At 63.2% G+C, this 18,164-nt stretch carries 16 protein-coding genes; 12 read left to right on the plus strand and 4 right to left on the minus strand.

Translation table 11 applies throughout. The annotated features are described in order from the left end of the window. Positions 1–66 precede the first annotated feature (66 nt). Positions 67–969: a hypothetical protein gene (locus tag ABD937_RS17185; RefSeq protein ID WP_345257036.1), complete on the plus strand. Its 903-nt coding sequence runs from the start codon at positions 67–69 to the stop codon at positions 967–969. Positions 970–1,512: 543 nt separating this feature from the next. Here ABD937_RS17185 and ABD937_RS17190 read toward each other — a convergent pair. After that, positions 1,513–2,640 (minus strand): MBL fold metallo-hydrolase, encoded by a 1,128-nt coding sequence (locus tag ABD937_RS17190; RefSeq protein WP_345257037.1) that lies wholly within the window; start codon positions 2,638–2,640, stop codon positions 1,513–1,515. A 571-nt stretch (positions 2,641–3,211) separates the two neighbouring features. On the opposite strand from ABD937_RS17190, the gene ABD937_RS17195 reads away from it, so the two are divergent. Further along, positions 3,212–3,850: an RNA polymerase sigma factor gene (locus ABD937_RS17195; protein ID WP_345257038.1), complete on the plus strand. Its 639-nt coding sequence runs from the start codon at positions 3,212–3,214 to the stop codon at positions 3,848–3,850. Beyond that, positions 3,834–5,354 (plus strand): outer membrane beta-barrel protein, encoded by a 1,521-nt coding sequence (locus ABD937_RS17200; RefSeq protein ID WP_345257039.1) that lies wholly within the window; start codon positions 3,834–3,836, stop codon positions 5,352–5,354. The genes ABD937_RS17195 and ABD937_RS17200 overlap by 17 nt, the downstream gene beginning before the upstream one ends. 184 nt (positions 5,355–5,538) lie before the next feature. On the opposite strand, the gene ABD937_RS17205 is transcribed toward ABD937_RS17200, so the two are convergent. Next, the gene (locus ABD937_RS17205) at positions 5,539–5,934 is read right to left on the minus strand and encodes a DUF6941 family protein (RefSeq protein WP_345257040.1); all 396 of its coding nucleotides are present in this window, start codon (positions 5,932–5,934) and stop codon (positions 5,539–5,541) included. Between the two features lie 304 nt (positions 5,935–6,238). Between ABD937_RS17205 and ABD937_RS17210 the strand changes: the two genes are divergently transcribed. Genes ABD937_RS17210 through ABD937_RS17220 form a run of 3 tightly spaced genes read left to right on the plus strand, consistent with a single transcriptional unit; the run spans position 6,239 to position 9,712 of the window. Then, positions 6,239–6,946, plus strand: coding sequence for a sugar transferase (locus ABD937_RS17210; protein ID WP_345257042.1), 708 nt, complete (start codon positions 6,239–6,241; stop codon positions 6,944–6,946). Beyond that, positions 6,943–8,634, plus strand: a complete 1,692-nt coding sequence (locus ABD937_RS17215) for an ATP-binding cassette domain-containing protein (RefSeq protein WP_345257043.1) — start codon at positions 6,943–6,945, stop codon at positions 8,632–8,634. The genes ABD937_RS17210 and ABD937_RS17215 overlap by 4 nt, the downstream gene beginning before the upstream one ends. Then, positions 8,573–9,712 (plus strand): glycosyltransferase family 4 protein, encoded by a 1,140-nt coding sequence (locus tag ABD937_RS17220; RefSeq protein WP_345257045.1) that lies wholly within the window; start codon positions 8,573–8,575, stop codon positions 9,710–9,712. Before ABD937_RS17215 ends, ABD937_RS17220 begins: the two co-directional genes overlap by 62 nt. Here ABD937_RS17220 and ABD937_RS17225 read toward each other — a convergent pair. Continuing rightward, positions 9,626–10,717, minus strand: coding sequence for a glycosyltransferase family 4 protein (locus ABD937_RS17225; RefSeq protein ID WP_345257046.1), 1,092 nt, complete (start codon positions 10,715–10,717; stop codon positions 9,626–9,628). The two genes, ABD937_RS17220 and ABD937_RS17225, sit on opposite strands and share 87 nt — an antisense overlap. A gap of 380 nt (positions 10,718–11,097) precedes the next feature. Here ABD937_RS17225 and ABD937_RS17230 point away from each other — a divergent pair, with 380 nt between their 5' ends. The 6 genes from ABD937_RS17230 (at position 11,098) to ABD937_RS17255 (ending at position 17,381) form a co-directional block, all read left to right on the plus strand. After that, positions 11,098–12,597, plus strand: a complete 1,500-nt coding sequence (locus tag ABD937_RS17230; protein WP_345257047.1) for a B12-binding domain-containing radical SAM protein — start codon at positions 11,098–11,100, stop codon at positions 12,595–12,597. Positions 12,598–12,666: 69 nt separating this feature from the next. Next, positions 12,667–13,329 (plus strand): methyltransferase, encoded by a 663-nt coding sequence (locus ABD937_RS17235; RefSeq protein ID WP_345257048.1) that lies wholly within the window; start codon positions 12,667–12,669, stop codon positions 13,327–13,329. Further along, the gene (locus ABD937_RS17240) at positions 13,326–14,057 is read left to right on the plus strand and encodes a class I SAM-dependent methyltransferase (protein WP_345257049.1); all 732 of its coding nucleotides are present in this window, start codon (positions 13,326–13,328) and stop codon (positions 14,055–14,057) included. Before ABD937_RS17235 ends, ABD937_RS17240 begins: the two co-directional genes overlap by 4 nt. Further along, positions 14,054–15,109 carry a radical SAM protein gene (locus tag ABD937_RS17245; RefSeq protein ID WP_345257051.1) on the plus strand — a complete coding sequence of 352 codons (1,056 nt, stop codon included), beginning with the start codon at positions 14,054–14,056 and terminating at the stop codon, positions 15,107–15,109. The genes ABD937_RS17240 and ABD937_RS17245 overlap by 4 nt, the downstream gene beginning before the upstream one ends. Beyond that, positions 15,106–16,560, plus strand: a complete 1,455-nt coding sequence (locus ABD937_RS17250; RefSeq protein ID WP_345257052.1) for a B12-binding domain-containing radical SAM protein — start codon at positions 15,106–15,108, stop codon at positions 16,558–16,560. The genes ABD937_RS17245 and ABD937_RS17250 overlap by 4 nt, the downstream gene beginning before the upstream one ends. After that, positions 16,557–17,381: a class I SAM-dependent methyltransferase gene (locus ABD937_RS17255; protein ID WP_345257053.1), complete on the plus strand. Its 825-nt coding sequence runs from the start codon at positions 16,557–16,559 to the stop codon at positions 17,379–17,381. Before ABD937_RS17250 ends, ABD937_RS17255 begins: the two co-directional genes overlap by 4 nt. Here the strand turns inward: ABD937_RS17255 and ABD937_RS17260 are convergent. Beyond that, positions 17,364–18,158 carry a glycosyltransferase family 2 protein gene (locus ABD937_RS17260; RefSeq protein ID WP_345257054.1) on the minus strand — a complete coding sequence of 265 codons (795 nt, stop codon included), beginning with the start codon at positions 18,156–18,158 and terminating at the stop codon, positions 17,364–17,366. The two genes, ABD937_RS17255 and ABD937_RS17260, sit on opposite strands and share 18 nt — an antisense overlap. Positions 18,159–18,164: the final 6 nt, after the last annotated feature.

Here is an 18,164-nt window from a genome sequence, read left to right on the forward strand (position 1 = left end):
GTTCATGCAGCCTCTCTCCAGATGGCCGTTTTGTGTTTCTATGTTTGTTTTCTCAATCAACCCGCCATGCGCAAAAAACTACTGCATGTACTCCTTGTGTTCACCGGCGCCCTGTTGGCCTTCAACACGGCCGACGATGTGCTTTCCGATGTGGGCACCTCCATCAGCGAAGTGAAGAAAATGACGGTGGAATCGGTGTACGCCGGCCATTTCTCGATGCCCTGGGTCGACGGAAAGGTGCGCAATGCCTGTAAGAACCTGCCCGCCGGCGTGCGCGAGGCCACCATGCTTTCCCTCGGTAAGGTGGTGAAGGACTACGTAGCCTCCCCCGAGTTTCAGAAAGATTACTTCGCCTATATCGATGCCAACGTGCGCGGCCCCGAGCTGAAGGACGACGAGAAGACGGCCGCCGAGCGCAAGCGCATGGAGGCTTACGAGCTGGGGCACCTCAAAGACCCGCTCTCGTTGCAGGGTGCCGTGATGTACCTCGAGGCACAGTCGTCGACATCGAAGATGATGCTCGATATGCTGAAGGACAATCCTGATATGCCGATGGGCAAGCTGAAGAAATCCGACTTCGAGCACATCCAGAAAGAGGTGGCCCGCATCCGCCCGCTCCACGAGTCGGACAAAGAGCGGTTCAAGAAAGAATACGTGGCCTTCAAGGTAGACCAGGAGCTGCGCTCCGAGCGCATGTCGCAGGAACAGGACCTCGAGGCCAACGCGAAGCGCAAGGAAGAACTGCGTGATTACAAGACCATCATCCGCCGCGAGCTCGGCGAGTTCCTGCAAGCGACCGAAGGCATCAACTTCAAGGCCGCCACGCAGCCCAAGGGCAGCAGGATCGTATTCGTAGACCCAGCCTACGAAGCAAAGCCGAACGACTGGAAGTTCTACTACCGCTGTGGCCCCGAGGCCGTGAAGGGCGCCCGCGCGTTTGCGTTTCAGTGGCTGAAAGAACTGAATTAATGTGCTAATGGGGTAATGTGCTAATGAGGTGAGGTGGCCAGGAGGGAAGGAATGCCGCAGCGTAGGTACGCCCATTCACGTCACGAAACTTCGGGAGACGTTTCACGATATATGTGTTTTTAGGTTATAGCACAAGCCCCGTATTCCTACGGGGCTTTTTGTTAAGGGTAGTGCTCTGCTCTAAAAAAAAGCTACAGGGCCACGTCAGGTAAATTATTCTTGCATACGAAACAAGCAGGAAGGAGCAACGCTTTGCTGTTCGTAGTCGCGATCTGGTCTGCAAGGAAAAAAGGTGCCCTGATCGTTTTCCTGAGCCGTTCCGCACCTCGATCAGTAACCCTGTTCGGGCCAACAATCAAATCGGGAGCAAAAACAGGCGCCCTGATTGGCTTCCTGATCAATTCAGCAGGTTAAACAGGGTGCCTGTTTTGCCCGCCAACCAATTCATCACCCCCAACAGGACTAATTATCAAGAAGTTATGAAGTCGAGCCTGTCTGCCTGAACAATGGCTCATCCGACCTTTTTGTGGCGCTTTTGCCTTTTTACTTTTGAATTTTGGTCTTTACCTCTTTCCACCATTCCACCTGCCGCCCCGGGGCATCGAGCAGCAGCACTTCGCCGATGCGGGGATGGAGCACCGGCAGGCCCAGGCGCCGCGCCTCGGCCACGCTCCGGGTGATGGGCTCGTCCCAGTCGTGCATCGCGAGCGAGAACTTGCCCCAGTGCACCGGCATAAGGGCCGCGGCGCCGAGGTCGATAGCTGCCGCTACGCCTTCTTCAGGCGTCATGTGGATGTATTTCCAGTTCTGGTTGTATTGCCCGCATTCGAGGAGCGCGAGGTCGAAGCGGCCCCAGCGCTCGCGGATGCTTTTGAAATGATCGCCCGGGCCGGAGTCGCCGCCGAGGAACAGCTGCCTTGCCGGTGTGCGGAGTACGAAAGCCGACCACAGAACGCCGTTGCGCCGGAGGCCGCGGCCCGAAAAGTGGCGGGCGGGCGCCGCGCCGATCCGGAAGCCGGGTTCAAGGTCGGTCTCTTCCCACCAGTCGAGCTCGGTGATGGCTTCCGCCGCATAACCCCAGCGCTCGAGATGCGCTCCCGTGCCGAGGCCCGTGATCACGTATTTCACCCGGGAGCGAAGCGCTTTCACCGTTTCGTAATCGAGGTGGTCCCAGTGGTCGTGGGTGAGGATCAGGTAATCGATCGCCGGCAGGTCGTCGACGCCGTAGGCGTCGGCGCCTTTGAAGGCGCGCGTCGTAAACGAAACGGGGGAGGCCGACCCGCTCAGTACGGGATCTACGAGGAAGGTCTTTCCGGAGAGCTGCAGGAAATACGAAGAGTGGCCGAACCACACGAGGGCATCCTGCGCGGGATCGAGTGCCCTGAGTTCGGCGCGTACCGCAGGCAGCGGCGCCGGCGGCTCCTTACGCGGGTTGCGGGTGAAGAAGAATTCGATCAGCATGCGGCCCATGCTGACGCCTTCGGTGAGCTGGGGCGTGTGGGCGAGGTTCTGGAACTGCCCGTTGCGGAAATGAGGGGAGGCGGCACGGCGGGCGGCGCGGGCGCCCCGGGCCGTGGCGCCGAAAGGCGCACGGCGCATGAAGAAGAAGCCGGCAACGACGAAGAGCAGGGCCAGGCCCAGGAGTCCGAGGAGGAGGTATACGAAGAGCATGAGGCCGCAAAGCTAGGTGGAGTTTGAAGTTTGTTGTGGCTCATTCGCTGTTTGAGGCAGCGCTTTCCGGCCCGCCGGCGCGAGCGCCTTGCTTTCCTAAAGCACAACGCGGGTTTCCCGCAAAGCCGCAAAGACGCGGAGCACGCACAGTTGAATGCACTAAGTGAAAGGTCATCGTTGAAAGCGAGTAATCTGACAATGCGATCTCCTACGTTACGCGTGAGGCCTGGCAGGAAGTGCCCACTGGCGCAATACGCAGTTGGTACATACACGTTCGGATACCTTGCGTAACGCCGGTTTTGGAAACACTCCGCGCCCCGAAGCTTCGGGACCGGACGCTGCGCTTGCAATGACCTTCGGTGAGGGAATCCCCGCTAACGGCCGCCCGCGGCCGTCTCCTTAGCGCTCTTGAAAAAAGCCAGTGGCTGTTGGAGTCGCCGCTACCGTTGTTCGGAGGCTGTCTACTGTAAGCGACCCAAAACAGATCACCCTTCGCGCCTTAGCGATAATAACGGCGCCTCCCGGAAAGTTGCGCCCACGAATCAAACCATGCCTTTAACGCTAAAAATAGTTGCCCCCCGAGGCAACCCTCCCTGCCCGGAATCCGTATTTTTTCACTGGTAAACCAACGCCACTGGAACTTCAACGCACCATAGCGAACTGCATCACCGGCAATCATCGGGAGCAAAAGGCCCTCTATGAGCATTTTTATGGCTATTGCCTGAAGATCGTGTTCCGCTATGTGTATCACTACGACAATGCCACCGACGTCGTGAACGACGGCTTCGTAAAGATCTTCCGCAACCTCCCGCGCTTCGAATGCAACAAGCCGGAAGACCTCGAGCCGATCTTCATGGGCTGGATCAAGACCATCATGGTCAACACGGCCATCGACCACCTGCGCAAGAACTCCTTCCTGCAGGAGATCGGCACGCTGCCCGACGAGGTGTGGCAGGAGGCCGACCACAGCGGCCATTCCGACCAGAAGCTGCTGTACAAGGAGCTGATCAAGCAGATCAAGAAATTACCGCCGGCCTACCGTGCGGTCTTCAACATGTACGTTATCGACGGGTTCAACCATCAGGAGATCGCCGACCAGCTGGGCATCGCCGTGGGGACCTCGAAATCCAACCTGGCGAAAGCCCGGGCAAGTTTGCAAAAGATCCTGAAAAACAACGAGCTGGACGTGACCTATGCAATTTGTAAATGACGATATGGATGATGTGTTCCGGCGGGCCGGATCGGAATTCCCGCTGAATACGGGGGGCGCCGACTGGAGTAAGGTCGCGCGCGCGCTGGAGCTTCCCGAGGAGGCTACCGCCCCGCCACGGCGTCGCCGCGACCGCCGCTACCTCTGGCTGCTGCTGCTCCTGTTGCCGCTGCCCTGGGTATGCTGGAGCGATGGCGACAAGGACAATCAAGACACTACGGCCTCAACCGGCACGCCCGGCGCCGCGCACCCGCCACCGGCCGCTGCCGGAGCGCCCACCCCGGACCCCGCAACTAAACCCAATGAAGGCGGCAACGCCACTACGGTGGTCACGCCGGCGCAAACCGCTACCCCGAATGGCAGTCCTGGCGGCCCCGCCACTGCCAATACAGGTCAAAACAGGAATGCTGCAGGCATCGACGATGCGGCCGCGGTTCCAACCGGTGCGCAACATTCCGGTGCAATTACGATAGCGGGCAACAGCGCGGGCCACAAAGGCCACGCGAAGCCGACCCCGGCCGGCGCGCGCACGGCACGCAAGGGCACAGCGGCTGCGGGCGCCAACAAGAACACCAACCCGGATGGTTCGTTGCCTTCGCAGCAAAGGGTTGCCAGCGGCAACGCAGGTAAGCGGGCACGCAGGCAGCCGGCTACGCCAGGCGCCGCCCGTAAGAACGACGTCCGTAATACTACGGTGACCGCGTTCGCTGACGCTCCGGGCGGCGGCACGGTTGCCCCGGCCACCGACCTTAGTGCCGCACCTGGTGCCCGCACCGGTTCCGGAGCGGCGGCCCTTGCCGATAGCACGGCAGCTGCTGCCGCGCCGCAAAAAGCGATTGGCTCTAAAGATCCTGATACCTCCGCTGCAGCTCCCGTTGCCCCGGCGCCCAGGAAAGCGGACGCGGCCGGGAAACCGAAACGTTTCTACATCGCGGCACTCGCCGGCGCCGGCGCCACCACCGTAAAAGGCCAGGAGGTAAAGCGCATCGGCACCGAATGGGGCGGTGTCCTTGGCTACCGCATCGGGCGCCGCTGGAGCGTGGAGGCTGGTGTTTTCGCTACGCGCAAGCATTACTACAGCAGCGGCGAGCACCTCACCAATCCGAAGGTGTACCGCCCCGCCGGCACCGAGATCACGCGCGTGGAAGGCGACTGCCGCATGCTCGAGATCCCCCTGAGCCTGCGCTACTCCTTTGGCCGCAGGCAGCAGTGGTTTGCCACCGCCGGCGTATCGAGCTTTCTGATGAAGCAGGAAGACTACGAGTACGAATATCTTCACCAGAGCACCGGCTATACCTACATCTATCCCTGGACCTATTACAACGCTACGCGCGACTGGATGTCGGTGATGCAGCTCTCCCTCGGCTACCAGCTTTCGCTGAAGCGCGGCTTCGGCGTGCGGGTGGAGCCCTATGTGCAGCTACCGTTGAAGGGTGCCGGCTGGGGCGGACTTCCGCTCACGAGCGGCGGCCTGCGCCTTGGCATCTCGAAGGACCTGTTCTGAGTGTTTGGCGTTTGATGTTTTCGTTCTCGTGCTTGCTTATAGATGACGACAAAGGCGACTCAAGAGTCGCCTTTGTTATTTTGCTTGTTGTCCTGTCTGCGTATGTGCGATTATGATCGTAGGGCCGGGTGAGCAAATTCAGAATGATCGTACACCCAACTTCAAATCACAAACTTCAAACCCACTACTGCGGCTTGATCGCCATCAGCTTGAGGCCGGTCTTCCATTCGTCGTCGAGGTAGAGCTCGAAGGTGTAGGTGCCCGGGTGCTCCAGCTTTACCTGCTGCAGGTTGATCACGAAGTTGGTGGAGGTATAATCGGCAAAGGCGGGCGGCTCGCCGATGTTGATCTGACCTTCGATGGATTGGATGAGCTCCTTACCCTGCGGGTCGAGGGCGCGGATGCGGAAGGAGTGCTCGCCGGTTTCCTTGCGCGAGAAGCGCATGCGTCCGGCGATCGTAAAGGCGGGGTAGACCATCGGGAAGGAGGGCGCGTTGAGCATATCGAAGGTGCCGATGATGAACAGCTTGCCGCCCGTATCCTGGGCATGGTCGCAAATGGTGAAGATCTCTATTTCCATGATAGCGCATTTAGTGGCTGGCTTTCCCGGTGTCAAAGAATGTGCCCCGGCGCAAGGGTGGCCAAATTGGCAGGAGTCTAAAGGTTCAGGAGGGTTCAGAAAGGTTCAGAAGGTTGGGGCCCACCAGCCCACGGTTTTAACCGTGGGTATTCGATCATAACCAGCCCACGACTTTGGTCGTGGGTGTTCAATGTAAACACCAGCCCACGTTGTCATCCCGTAGCGAAGCGGAGGGATGTTATTTCTACGAGGGAGCAACCCCGCTCTTTATTGCTGCGTATTGAAGAAGCAGTAAAGCCACTGCATGAAAAGCGTTCCGCTGCCGGAGCCCACCGATCTCTTATCGCTCACCGCCGTACGCGCCGCCACCCGCCCGCGCCCGCTGCCCGTGGTGCCCTCGCCGCTGGGCCGCCGCCGCAACCGCTGGCTCAAGCGCGCTGTGGACCTGGCCGGCTCCACGCTCGCCATGCTGCTGCTCTTTCCCTGGCTGCTGCCCCTGCTGGCTGTCGTCATCCGCCTCAACTCGCGTGGCCCCGTCTTCTTCCGCCAGCAGCGCCACAAGCGCCGCGGCCAGCTCTTCACCTGCTATAAGCTGCGCACCATGGTGGTGAACGGCTATGCCGACACGCATCCCTGCTTCGACGGCGACCCCCGCATCACCCGCGTCGGCGCCTTCCTCCGCCGCACGCACCTCGACGAGCTGCCCCAGCTGTTCAACGTGTGGCGCGGCGACATGTCGCTCATCGGGCCGCGCCCGCACATGGTGGTCGACCACCGCCTCTTCGCATCGCTGGCCGATCACTACGACCTGCGTCATGAAGTAAAGCCCGGAATCACTGGCCTCGCCCAGGTGGCCGGCTTCGTGGGCGCCACCCAGGACGCCGTCGCCATCCGCGCCCGCCTCGCCCACGACCTGCACTACATCCACCACTGGTCGCCGCGCCTCGATGCCCGCATCCTGCTGCAGACCGCCTGGCGCCTCATCCGCACCACTCACAATAAGGCCACATGATCGACGCTGCGCAACATACCTGGCGCACCCTCACACCGGCCGAGCGCCGGCGCTTCGTACTGCTGTGCACATGCGACATCGCCATTCACCTCGTCGACCTCGCCTTCCTGGCCGCGCTGATCTGGATCGTGCAGGCCTGGACGCAACCCGTAGAAGTACGGGCTGCGCCAGCTGCGCCTTTTGCTTTGCGGTCCTGGCTGTTGCTCCCTGTTTTCTTTATGGCTTTCCTGCTGAAGAACGGCGCCGCCTTCGCCGTGGCCCGCGCGCAGAACGCCTTTGCGGGCAAGGTCGCGCTTCGCCTCAGCCGGCAGGCGCTCGAGGCCTATCAACAGATCCCATTTGACCGCTATGTGTACACCGACTCGGCGGCGCACATCCGGTCCATCTCCTTTCAGCCGCTCGAGTTCTGCCAGTACCTGCTTGCCGGCCTGCAGGGCATCCTCACCCAGTGCGTGCTCATCGCCGTAGCCATCGGCGCCATCCTGCTGTACGATGGCCGCCTCTTCCTGCTGCTGCTCGGGGTGCTGCTGCCACCCGCCGCCGCTACATTTTACGGGCTCAGGAAAAGGATCGCCCGCGCCCGCATCGGCATCCGCAACAGCAACGAGGTGGCCACGCAGTTCCTGAACGAGGCCCTCCGCGGCTACGTCGAAGGCAGCGTGCACGGCGCGCACCCGTTCCTGGCCGCCCGTTTTACCGAAGCCCGCGGCGTTTTTGCGCGTCACTTCTTCGGATCGCTCAGCCTGCAGGCGCTGCCGCCCCGCATCATCGAAACCTTTGCCGTCGGCGGACTCCTGCTCCTGCTGTGGCTCGCCCGTAGCGAAGCGCTTGGCCCCTCGCTGCTCATCACAGCGGGCGCCTTCCTGGCCGCGGCCTACAAGATCATTCCCGGGCTGGTAAAGGTGATCAACCTCGGCGGGCTCATGAGGGCCTATGCGTTTACCGCCGCTGCCGCCCCGGCGCCCCGTAGATCTACGGACGATGCACCGTCGGTGCGCTCGCTGTGGCTCGAACACATTTCTTTTAGTTACGGGGCCTCCCCGGTGCTGCGCGATCTTTCGGTGCAGGCGGAGGCCGGCGACCTCGTGGGCATCAGCGCCCCCTCGGGTACCGGCAAGAGCACCCTCATCAACCTCCTGCTCGGCTTCCTCGAGGCCGATGCCGGCACAATACGCGTCAACGGAGCAATGCGTAACGCGACTGCACGGCAGCAACTCTGGCCTACGGTAGCCTACGTGCCGCAGCAGCCTTTTGTGCTGCACGATACGATGCTGCGCAATATCCTGCTCTCCGACGAAGCGCCTGATGAAGACCGGCTGCGGCGTGCGCTCGCCGACGCGGGTTTCGATGCCGTGCTGGACGCGTGGCCGGATGGACTGCAGGCGATCGTTGCCGAAGGCGGGCGCAACCTCAGTGGCGGGCAGCTGCAGCGGCTCTGCCTGGCCCGCGCCCTTTACCGCGACGCGACGCTGCTCCTGCTCGACGAGCCCGCCAGTGAGCTCGATGCCGAAAGCGAAAAGAACCTCCTGCGCTGCTTGCGCCGCCTCGCTACCGGTGGACGCATCGTGCTCCTCATCACGCACCGCCGCCAAAGCCTTTCTTATTGTACGCATACCTGGACACTCCATGAACCCGCAACTACCGCTGCTGCTCTTGCTGACGCCCGGTTTTCCGGCGTCGGCCGATGACCGCGCCTGCCTGCCCATGCACGCGCTCCTCGCACGCACGCTTGCCGCGCGCTACCCGGGCGTGGAGCTGCAGGTTATCGCGTTTCAGTACCCGTACCGCGAGGAGCCTTACGGGTTCCATGGCGTTCATGTGCTCCCGATGAACGGCCGCAACCGCGGCGGGCTGCGGGCCTGGCAGCTGCGCCGGAAGGTGTTGCGGCGGCTGTTGCGCATCAACCGGCAGCGCGCGGTGCTCGGCGTCCTGAGCTTCTGGTATGGCGACTGCGCGGCCGTGGGCGAGCGCTTTATGCAGCGAACGGGGGTACCCCATTTCTGCTGGATCCTCGGGCAGGACGCGCGGGCGGCGAACCGGTGGCCGGCGCGACTGCAATTGCCCGCAGCCCGGCTGCTCGCACTTTCGCCCTTCCTGCAATCGGAGTTCGCGCGCAGCCATGGGACCCTGCCGGAGCGGGTGCTGCTTCCCGGCATCGATCCGTCAGACTTTCCCCCACTGCCCCGCGTGCGCGACATCGACCTGATGGCGGCCGGCTCGCTCATTCCCCTGAAGCGGTTCGACCGGTTCATTGCCCTGGTGGCTGCCCTCAAAAAGGAGTGGCCGGCTGTGCGCGCCATACTCGTCGGGGCCGGCTCCGAAGGAGGGGCCTTGCGCGCCCTGGCGCTGGAGCTGGGCGTGGAAGACAACCTCACCTTCACCGGCGAGCTGCCGCAGCCCGACGTACTTCTCCTCATGCAGCGCAGCCGGCTCTTCGTGCACCCTTCTTCCTACGAGGGCTTTTCAGGGGTATGCATGGAAGCGCTGGCTGCCGGCGCCCGGGTGCTGAGCCACTGCGCTGCGCTCGACAGCCCCGTGCCGCAATGGCATATCGTGCCCGCAGCGGAGGGCCTGTTGCCCGCAGCGCTGGACCTGTTACGTAATGAAGAACCCCAGGTGCCGGTGCAGCCCTTTCTCATGACCGACACGGTGGATCAGCTGGCAACGCTGTTCCCGGACCTAGCCCGTAAGAATACGGTCGATCTGTTCCGCAATGGCATCGAAGGACAACTCCTGCCGGAAGCGCCGGAGCACCTCGTTCCTTAAGACATCGAAGTTCCAGCTCCTGCTATCGGCCAGTAGCCGGTACAATCCATCGGCATCCCCGGGCGTGTAGCGCGGAAGGAGCGGGCCCACCATCCGGCGAAAGGAAGGAATTTCGGTGAGCAGGGGAATACATCCGCACGACATGGCTTCGGCCACCACGATGCCGCTGCCCTCCGCGTGCGATCCCGACAGGAGGAGGTCGGCGGCGGCATACCACTGCTGCAGCGCGGTGTGCGGTACCGGTCCGATAAACTGCACCGCGGCACGCGCAACCGGGTGCCGGGCCACGAAGGACTGCAGTTCGGGAAGGAGCTCCGAAGATTGATGAATGACATAGAGCCTTGCGCCCGGCCGCTCTGCCTGAAACCGGGTGAACGCGCGCAGCACGGTCAGCGGGTCTTTGTTGGCATTGAGCCGGCCTACCCACAGGCAGAGCGGTGCACCGGTAACGCCCAGCGCGGTGCGCGCGGCGGCACGGTCGAGCGGGGTGAAGTGCGAAGAAGCCTGGATCACCTCGTGCACGCGGGAGTCGTCCGTAATAATACGGGCCAACCGATACGGTTCCGCCTGTGCCCGTTCAGTAAAGAGCCAGCCGGACACAGACTTTGCCACCTCTTGCTGCAGGCGCCGCCGGAAACCGTGCAGCGGCCGGTCGGCGCGGTGCAGCACCAGCAGCTTCGGCCGCGGCCCGAGGGCCCAGCGTAGCTGCAGCAATTGCGCGGGCTGGTGGAAGCCGTTCACAAGCACGGCATCGGGGCGCCACTGCCGGATAAAGCGGTGCGTTGCGACCGGAAGCCGTTGCGCCACCGGCCCGAGCGGCAGGAACTCGTAGTGCACGCCGCCCTGCAGCAAGGATCCGCTCCAGCCGATGTGCTCCACGCTGCACACGGTATGCGTAGCCGCGAGCGCGGTGTGGATGCCCGTGTAGAACGAAAGGCGCTCCAGCCAGGCCTGGGGGCTCCGGAATCCGGAAGTCTGTGTATAGCCGGTAAACAGCAGGCGCATCGGGAGGGCGTTTCGTGATAGCCACAGGTTTGTTGGGGCCTATCCTTTAAAACGCAGGATCCGCCAAAAAGGCTGCTTTAGGATGTTTAAGTTGGTTGATGGGGGGCAAGGCCGCAAGCGGCCTATTCCACGCGGCGACGCAGCGGGCGGCGGCGCAGCGAAGTAGCAACGTGCTGAAAATTCTTCCATGCGTTTCATCGTCGCGCCGTCGCGCCGTCGCGTCGTTGCGCCGTCGCGCGCGGAGGCCGCTTGCGGCCGATCATTTCTGTGCTTTAGGGAAAGCACATTACTTCACACAGCCTCTTGGTAGAGGGTATAAAAAACCGGGCGCAGGCAACTATACGCGCCGCTGCCCGTATGTACCAACAGACCCATCGCCGATGCCGAAGGTACTGCTGTTCAACCCCCGGAGCGCCCGCTCCAAGCCCCGACTGCCCAACTCCGTGCTGAGCATTGCCGCGTCCATCGCGGGCCGCTACGACTACGTGATCGTAGACGGCAACCGCGAAACCGACCCGGGGCAAAAGATCATGGCCTACCTCGAAGGGGGCGGCTTCGGCTATTTCGCGGTGACGGCGATGCCCGGCCCGCAACTGAAGCAGGCCATCCCCATCAGCAAGGCGGTGCGGGCACGTTTCCCGGAGATACGCACCGTGTGGGGCGGCTACTTCGCCTCCAACCAGCCGGCCGTGGTGCTCCGCTCGGGCTATGTCGACTTCGTGGTGAACGGCCCCGGCGACCGCGCCTTCCCGATGCTGCTCGATGCCCTTGAAAGCGGTGCTTCCTGCGCATCCATTCCCAACCTGATCTATCTCGAAAACGACGCCCTGGTGAAGACGCAAAAGGACGCACTCTACGACCAGGACGCGCTTCCGCCCTTGCCCTACGAGCGCCTCAACGAATTTTACCCGCTGCGGCAATACCTCGGCAAGAGCTGTCTCGGTACCCGCACCATCGCCTATCACTCCAGCATCGGCTGCCCGTTCAAATGCGCCTTCTGCGCCGTGGTGCCGATCTACAATGCGCGCTGGTCGGGGAAGTCGGCCGCGGCCATCTACAAAGACATCAAGTACCTCAAGGAGCAATACGGCGGCAATGCCATCGAATTTCACGACAACAACTTCTTCGTATCGGAAAGGCGGACCGTGGAATTCGCCAGGCTCATCGCGCCCGAAGGCATGACCTGGTGGGGCGAAGGGCGCATCGATACCCTCAGCAAATACAGCGACGAATCGCTCCGCATCCTGCGCGACTCGGGCTGCAAGATGATCTTCTTCGGCGCCGAGACCGGCAACGACGAGGTGCTCCGGCGGATGGACAAAGGCGGTACGCAGTCGGCGGCACAGATCAAGGAGTTCGCCGCGCGCATGGCCCGCTTCGACATCATTCCCGAATACTCCTTCGTGCTCGGCACCCCCGCGGAGACGCCCGAAAAGGTGCAGGCGCAGATCGACGGCGACATCGCGTTCATCCGGGAGATCAAGTCCATCAACCCAGCCACTGAGATCGTGATCTACGTGTACAGCCCGGTGCCCGCGGAGGGAACGGCCCTGTATGAGCAGGTGCTGGAGAGCGGCTTCCGCTTTCCACAAACGCTGGAAGACTGGATCTCGCCCGCCTGGGACGCCTTCGACCTGCGCAAGAACCCGCTCACGCCCTGGCTCACGCCCCAGATGATCGATACCATCCGCGACTTCGAAACGGTGCTCAACGGCTATTACCCGACGGTGTCCGACATCCGCATGAGCCCCCTGAAGCGCCGCCTCATCCGCACGGTGTCGTCGCTCCGCTACAAGACGGGCCTGTATAAGATGCCTTACGAAGTGAAGGCCCTGCAGCGCCTCTGGCGCTACCGGCAACCGGAGATCGAGGGATTCTAGTCGTGAATCGTGAATCGTCAATCGTGAATGGGACCAACCTCCTAAACCTCCTAAACCTCCTAAACCTTCTTGAAATCCCTCGTCAAATACCTCGTTTCGATCACGGTAAAGCCGGTGCTGGTGAAATACCTCTCCGGCACGCGTACGTACCGGTACCGCAACATCGTGCTGCAGGTGCCGCCGGAGGTGTTTCACCCGGGCTTCTTTACGAGCACGCGGATGCTTCTGCGCTACCTGCAGCGGACGCCGCTGAAGGGGCGGTCTTTTTTGGAGCTTGGCGCGGGCAGCGGGCTCCTGGCCGTCTATGCGGCGCAGCAGGGCGCGGTCGTGACCGCCTCCGACATCAACCCCGCTTCCGTGGAAATACTGTCCGGCAACGCGCGGCAGAACGGCGTATCGCTACGTGTGCTGCATTCCGACCTGTTCGATGCGTTTCCCGCCGGTGCTTTCGACGTCGTGGCCATCAACCCGCCTTACTACCGCCGGCAGCCGGCCTCGCCGAAGGAGCAGGCCTGGTATTGCGGCGCGGAGGGCGAATATTTTCAACGGCTTTTTACGCAGCTCCGCGGTTTCTTACATGCGGATAGCGATGTGCTGATGGTGCTTTGCTCCGGCTGCGACCTGGCCATGATCGGCGCGCATGCGGCAGCGGGCGGCTTCGTGTTGCAGCTGGTGCAGCGCAGGCAGGGGATCCTCGAGGATCATTTTATTTACCGGATCGAAACGGCATGAAGCAGGATACGGCAACAAACCCCGGGGGCGCCTTCGAGCCTGCCTACCTCGCGCTCCGCGCGAAGGAAGGGCGGCTATATTCCGACGCCGAGCTCCGGATGCTTCCCGAGGTGCCGTCCGATCATCCCTATGCCGCAGAGTGGGAGCTGCGTCGCCTCAGCGCCGGGCGGCTGTGCCGCTGGCTGGGCGCGCAGCGCCGCCCGCTTCGCGTGCTCGAAGTGGGCTGCGGCAACGGCTGGCTGGCACACCGGCTGGCGGCGGTGCCGCAGTGCGTGGTGGTCGGCACCGATATCAACCGCCAGGAGCTGGCGCAGGCACAGCGGGTGTTCGTGCGCAGCAACCTGTTCTTCACCGATACCGGGCTGGATCGCTTTACGCCCGGCTCGTTCGACGTGGTGGTCTTTGCCGCGGCGCTGCACTACTTCCCCGACCTGGGCGGCGCCTTGCAAGCGGCGCTGGCGCTCCTGAAGCCGGGCGGAGCGGTGCATGTCGTGGACACGTATTTCTACGGCAACCGGGAAGCCGTTGCCGCGGCAGCACGGAGCCGCGCCTATTTTGCTTCGATGGGCTGTGCCGGGATGGCCGGATACTATTTTCATCACCGCCGCGCCGCCCTCGCGCCCTTCCGGCCCCGGCTCGGCAACCGCGCGGAAATGATCTTCGGCCTCCTCCGGCGGGGTGCAAGGCCCTTCCCGTGGTATACGATCACAAAAGCTGTTGCCCCATGAATGCGCTGTATCATACCTGGCAACGCTACCGCAGCCGCCGCACGCACCGCCTGCATGCACTGCCCATCGCCATCCTCATGCCGCATGGCGGCTGCAACTGCCGCTGTGTGATGTGCGATATCTGGAAGGGCAACCGGGATGCAAGGCAGTTGTCGGTGGACGATATCGCCGGCCTGCTCGCTTCCTTCCGGCGCCTCGGCACGCAGCAGGTGCTGCTCTCGGGCGGCGAAGCCCTCCTGCATCCCGCTTTCTTCCAGCTCTGCGCGCTCCTCAAAAGCGAAGGCCTGTATCTGACACTGCTGTCGACCGGGCTTACGCTCGAGCGCCATGCACCACAACTGGTGACGGCGGTAGACGAAGTGATCGTGTCGCTCGACGGCGATCCCGCCACGCACGATGCGGTTCGGAACGTACCCGGAGCCTTCGACAAGCTGCAGGCCGGCGTACGCGCACTCAAGGCGTTGAACGCACGCTTCCAGGTGAGCGCGCGCTGCGTCATCCACAAGTGGAACTTCCGCAACTGGCCACTCATCGTGGATACGGCCCGCGACCTCGGCGTCGACTCCGTGTCGTTTCTGCCGGCCGACGTGAGCAGCACGGCCTTCAACCGCAAAGATCCCTGGGGCGCCGAACGCCAGCACGACGTACTCATTCCCGAAGCCGACCTCGATGAGCTGGATGCCGTACTCGGGCGATTGCTGCGCACACAGCACGATGCGCTCGACGAAGGATTCATTCTGGAGTCGCCGCAGAAGCTGCGCGCGATCGTTGCCTATTACCGCGCCGCGCACGGGCAGGGCGATTTCCCGCAGCGCCGCTGCAACGCCCCCTGGGTATCGGCCGTGGTGGAGGCCGACGGCGCCGTGCGCCCCTGCTTCTTTCATGCGGCGATCGGCAACATCCACCACGAAGGGTTCGACGCTGCACTCAACGGTGCGGCCGCCCGCGCCTTTCGCAAGGGACTGGATACCGCGGTCAACGACACCTGCCGCCGCTGCGTGTGCGCCTTATACTTACCCCCTCATAAAAGCCCCCTGCCCACCGCGCCATGATCCTGCTTTCACACGCATACCTCCTGCGCCTCGATCCGAAGCAGTGGAAGCTGCGGCAGCCCTACCCGCCGCTGGGCACCCTCTATGCCGCGGCGCTGCTGCGCGCCAACGGGCACGAGGTGGCGGTGCACGATGCACAGTTCGATGAAGGACCCGAAGCTATCGACACCCCCCTGCAACGTTATCGCCCGCGCTGCTTCGTACTCTTCGACGATGGCTTCAACTACCTCACGAAGATGTGCCTTTCCAATATGCGGGATGCCGCCTTCGCTACCATTGCTCGTGCAAAAAAGATGGGCTGCACCGTCATCGTATCGAGCTCCGACAGCACCGACCATTTTGAACGTTACCTGGAAGCGGGCGCCGACTACGTGTTGCTCGGCGAGGCCGAGACGACGCTGCTCGAGCTCGTAACGGCATTGCAGGAAGGGACGGATGTATCGACGGTAGCCGGCATGGCGTACCGATCCGCGGTCGGAATCATGAAGACCGCCAAGCGCCCCGTGCTCCGCGACCTCGACTCCCTGCCCCTGCCCGCCTGGAACCTGCTCGACATTGCTCCGTACCGCTACATGTGGGAGCGGAGCGCCGGCGCCCTTTCACTCAACATCGCCACCACGCGCGGCTGCCCGTATAAATGCAACTGGTGCGCGAAGCCCATTTACGGCAACCGCTACAATGTGCGCTCGCCGGAATCGGTGGTAGCCGAGCTGAAGTGGCTGCGCAAGCTGTACGATCCGAAGCATATCTGGTTCTGCGACGACATCTTCGGGCTGAAGCCGGGCTGGGTGGAGCGCTTTGCCGAATTGCTGCGCGCCGAAGGCCTGCGGATTCCCTTCAAGATCCAGTCGCGCGCCGACCTGTTGCTGCAGGAGCGCTACGCTGCCGCGCTCGCCGCCGCAGGCTGCGCCACCGTGTGGATGGGAGCGGAGAGCGGCTCGCAGGCGGTCCTCGACGCCATGGACAAAGGCATCACCGTGGAGCAGATCGCCGAAGCCACCGCGCAGCTCCGTCGCCACGGCATCGCGCCCTGCTTCTTCATCCAGTTCGGCTACCTCGGCGAAACCGACGCCGACATCGACGCCACGCTGCGTATGATCCGCTCCCTGCGCCCGCACGATATCGGTATCTCCGTATCGTACCCGCTGCCCGGCACGCGCTTCTACGAGAAGGTGCGTGCGCAGCTCGGCGAAAAGGCCAACTGGACCGACTCCGACGAGCTGCTGCTCCTGTTCCGCAACCACCACGGCGCGCGCTTCTACCGGCAGCTGCACCGCTACGTGCACCGGTCGTACCGGAAGCGCCAGGCACTGCAACAGGCCGCGCAATTGCTACGGCACCCGCTGCGCGCCAACGGGGCTTCGCTCAAAAAAGCGGCCTCCGCCCTTTTCTATATCCCCGCGAGCCTCGTGGCCCGCTATCGCCTTCACCAACTCCGCGGCACCTCATGAGCCGGCCTGCGTCCCCTCTTACCGAAACGCCCGCGGCGGCGGCCTTCAGCCGGCAGTCGGCGCACTTCGACAGCACCTATGGGAGCAACGACATCATTGCCTACAAGCGTGCGCGGGTGCGGGCGGCCACGGTGCGCTGGCTGCGGCCCGGAAGCCGCATCCTCGAGCTCAACGCCGGCACCGGCGAAGACGCGCTTTATTTGGCCGGGCAGGGACACCGCGTGCATGCTACGGACCTTTCCACCGGCATGCTGGAAGCCTTGGGCCGCAAGGTGCGTGCCGCCGGGGCGGGCGACTCCGTTACCTGGGAGCAATGCTCGTTTGAGGCACTCGACGGCCTGCAGCACCGCGGCCCCTTCGATCACCTCTTTTCCAACTTCGGCGGGCTCAACTGCACAGGCGACCTCCCTTCGGTGCTGCGCCAGGCATCCGTATTACTACGGCCGGGCGGCACGGCTACGCTGGTCATCATTCCACCCTTCTGCCTGTGGGAAACGCTGCTGCTCTTCAAAGGGGAGTTCCGCACGGCACTCCGCCGCTTCTTCAGCCACGGAGGCCGCACCGCCACCATCGACGGCCTGCCCTTTACCTGCTGGTACTACTCGCCACGCGCCGTGCGCCGGATGGTGGCAGAAGAATTCGATGTGCTGGATCTGGAAGGATTGTGCACGCTGGTGCCGCCCTCGTACCGGGAGCGCTTTCCGCAACGGTGGCCGCGACTCTATCGCATTCTACAGCGACTGGAAGATCGCTTCAAGAGCAGCCGGCCCTGGCGCGGCATCGGCGATTACTTCATCATCACCTTACGAAAAAAGTCCTGAGCGGGCGGGGAATGATTGCGGTGCGGAACGCGCTTCATCGCGCCGCAGGCGCGCCAGGTGCCGGTACTTAAGCCGCGTGTAGCGGTAGATGCTGCGGGCGAGGAAGAGCCCGCAATAGCCATCGAGAAAGCCACCCAGGAAAAGGTACGACTTCACCGAGTTGAACAGCGGCGCGAGCAGCTGCAGCGGCCCGGCCGGGAGACCCGCGTCGTGGTAGCGCCGGGCGCAGAGCAGCGCGTAATGATCCTTTTTCCGGCGGAAGAGGGCGGTGTCGGTGATGCCGTAATGCAGCAGGTCGCCCGCTATGTGCTGCACGCGCGTGTGGCCCTCGGGCAACTCGTGCACGGGGTAGTCGTTCCAGCGTACGACCCCACGGTGGTAGAGCCGCGTAACCGCGTCGAAGCCGAAGGTGCCGAAGCGGATGGCGCGACCCTTGAAGTGATTCCGGCGGCGGAAACGGTAAGCGACGGACGGGTCGTGCAGGGGGAGTGCGGCAAGTGCGGCCACCAGCTCCTCCGAAAGACGCTCGTCGGCATCGAGGGCCAGCACCCAGTGGTGTTTCGCGGCCGCGGCGCCGGCATTGCGCGCGGCACCGTAGCCACGCCAGGGCAGGTGCAGCACGGTAGCGCCCAGTACCTGCGCGAGGGCCGCCGTGCCATCGTCGGAGCCGCAGTCGACCACCACGATATCGCTGCTGAGCCGGCGGGCGGAGGCGAGGCAGGCGCCCAGGTTGGCTGCTTCGTTGTGGGTGATGATGACGACGGAGATCGGTGCCATAACAGG

Origin of the sequence: Flaviaestuariibacter amylovorans (assembly GCF_039541815.1) — a bacterium.
Classification (GTDB): domain Bacteria; phylum Bacteroidota; class Bacteroidia; order Chitinophagales; family Chitinophagaceae; genus Flavisolibacter; species Flavisolibacter amylovorans.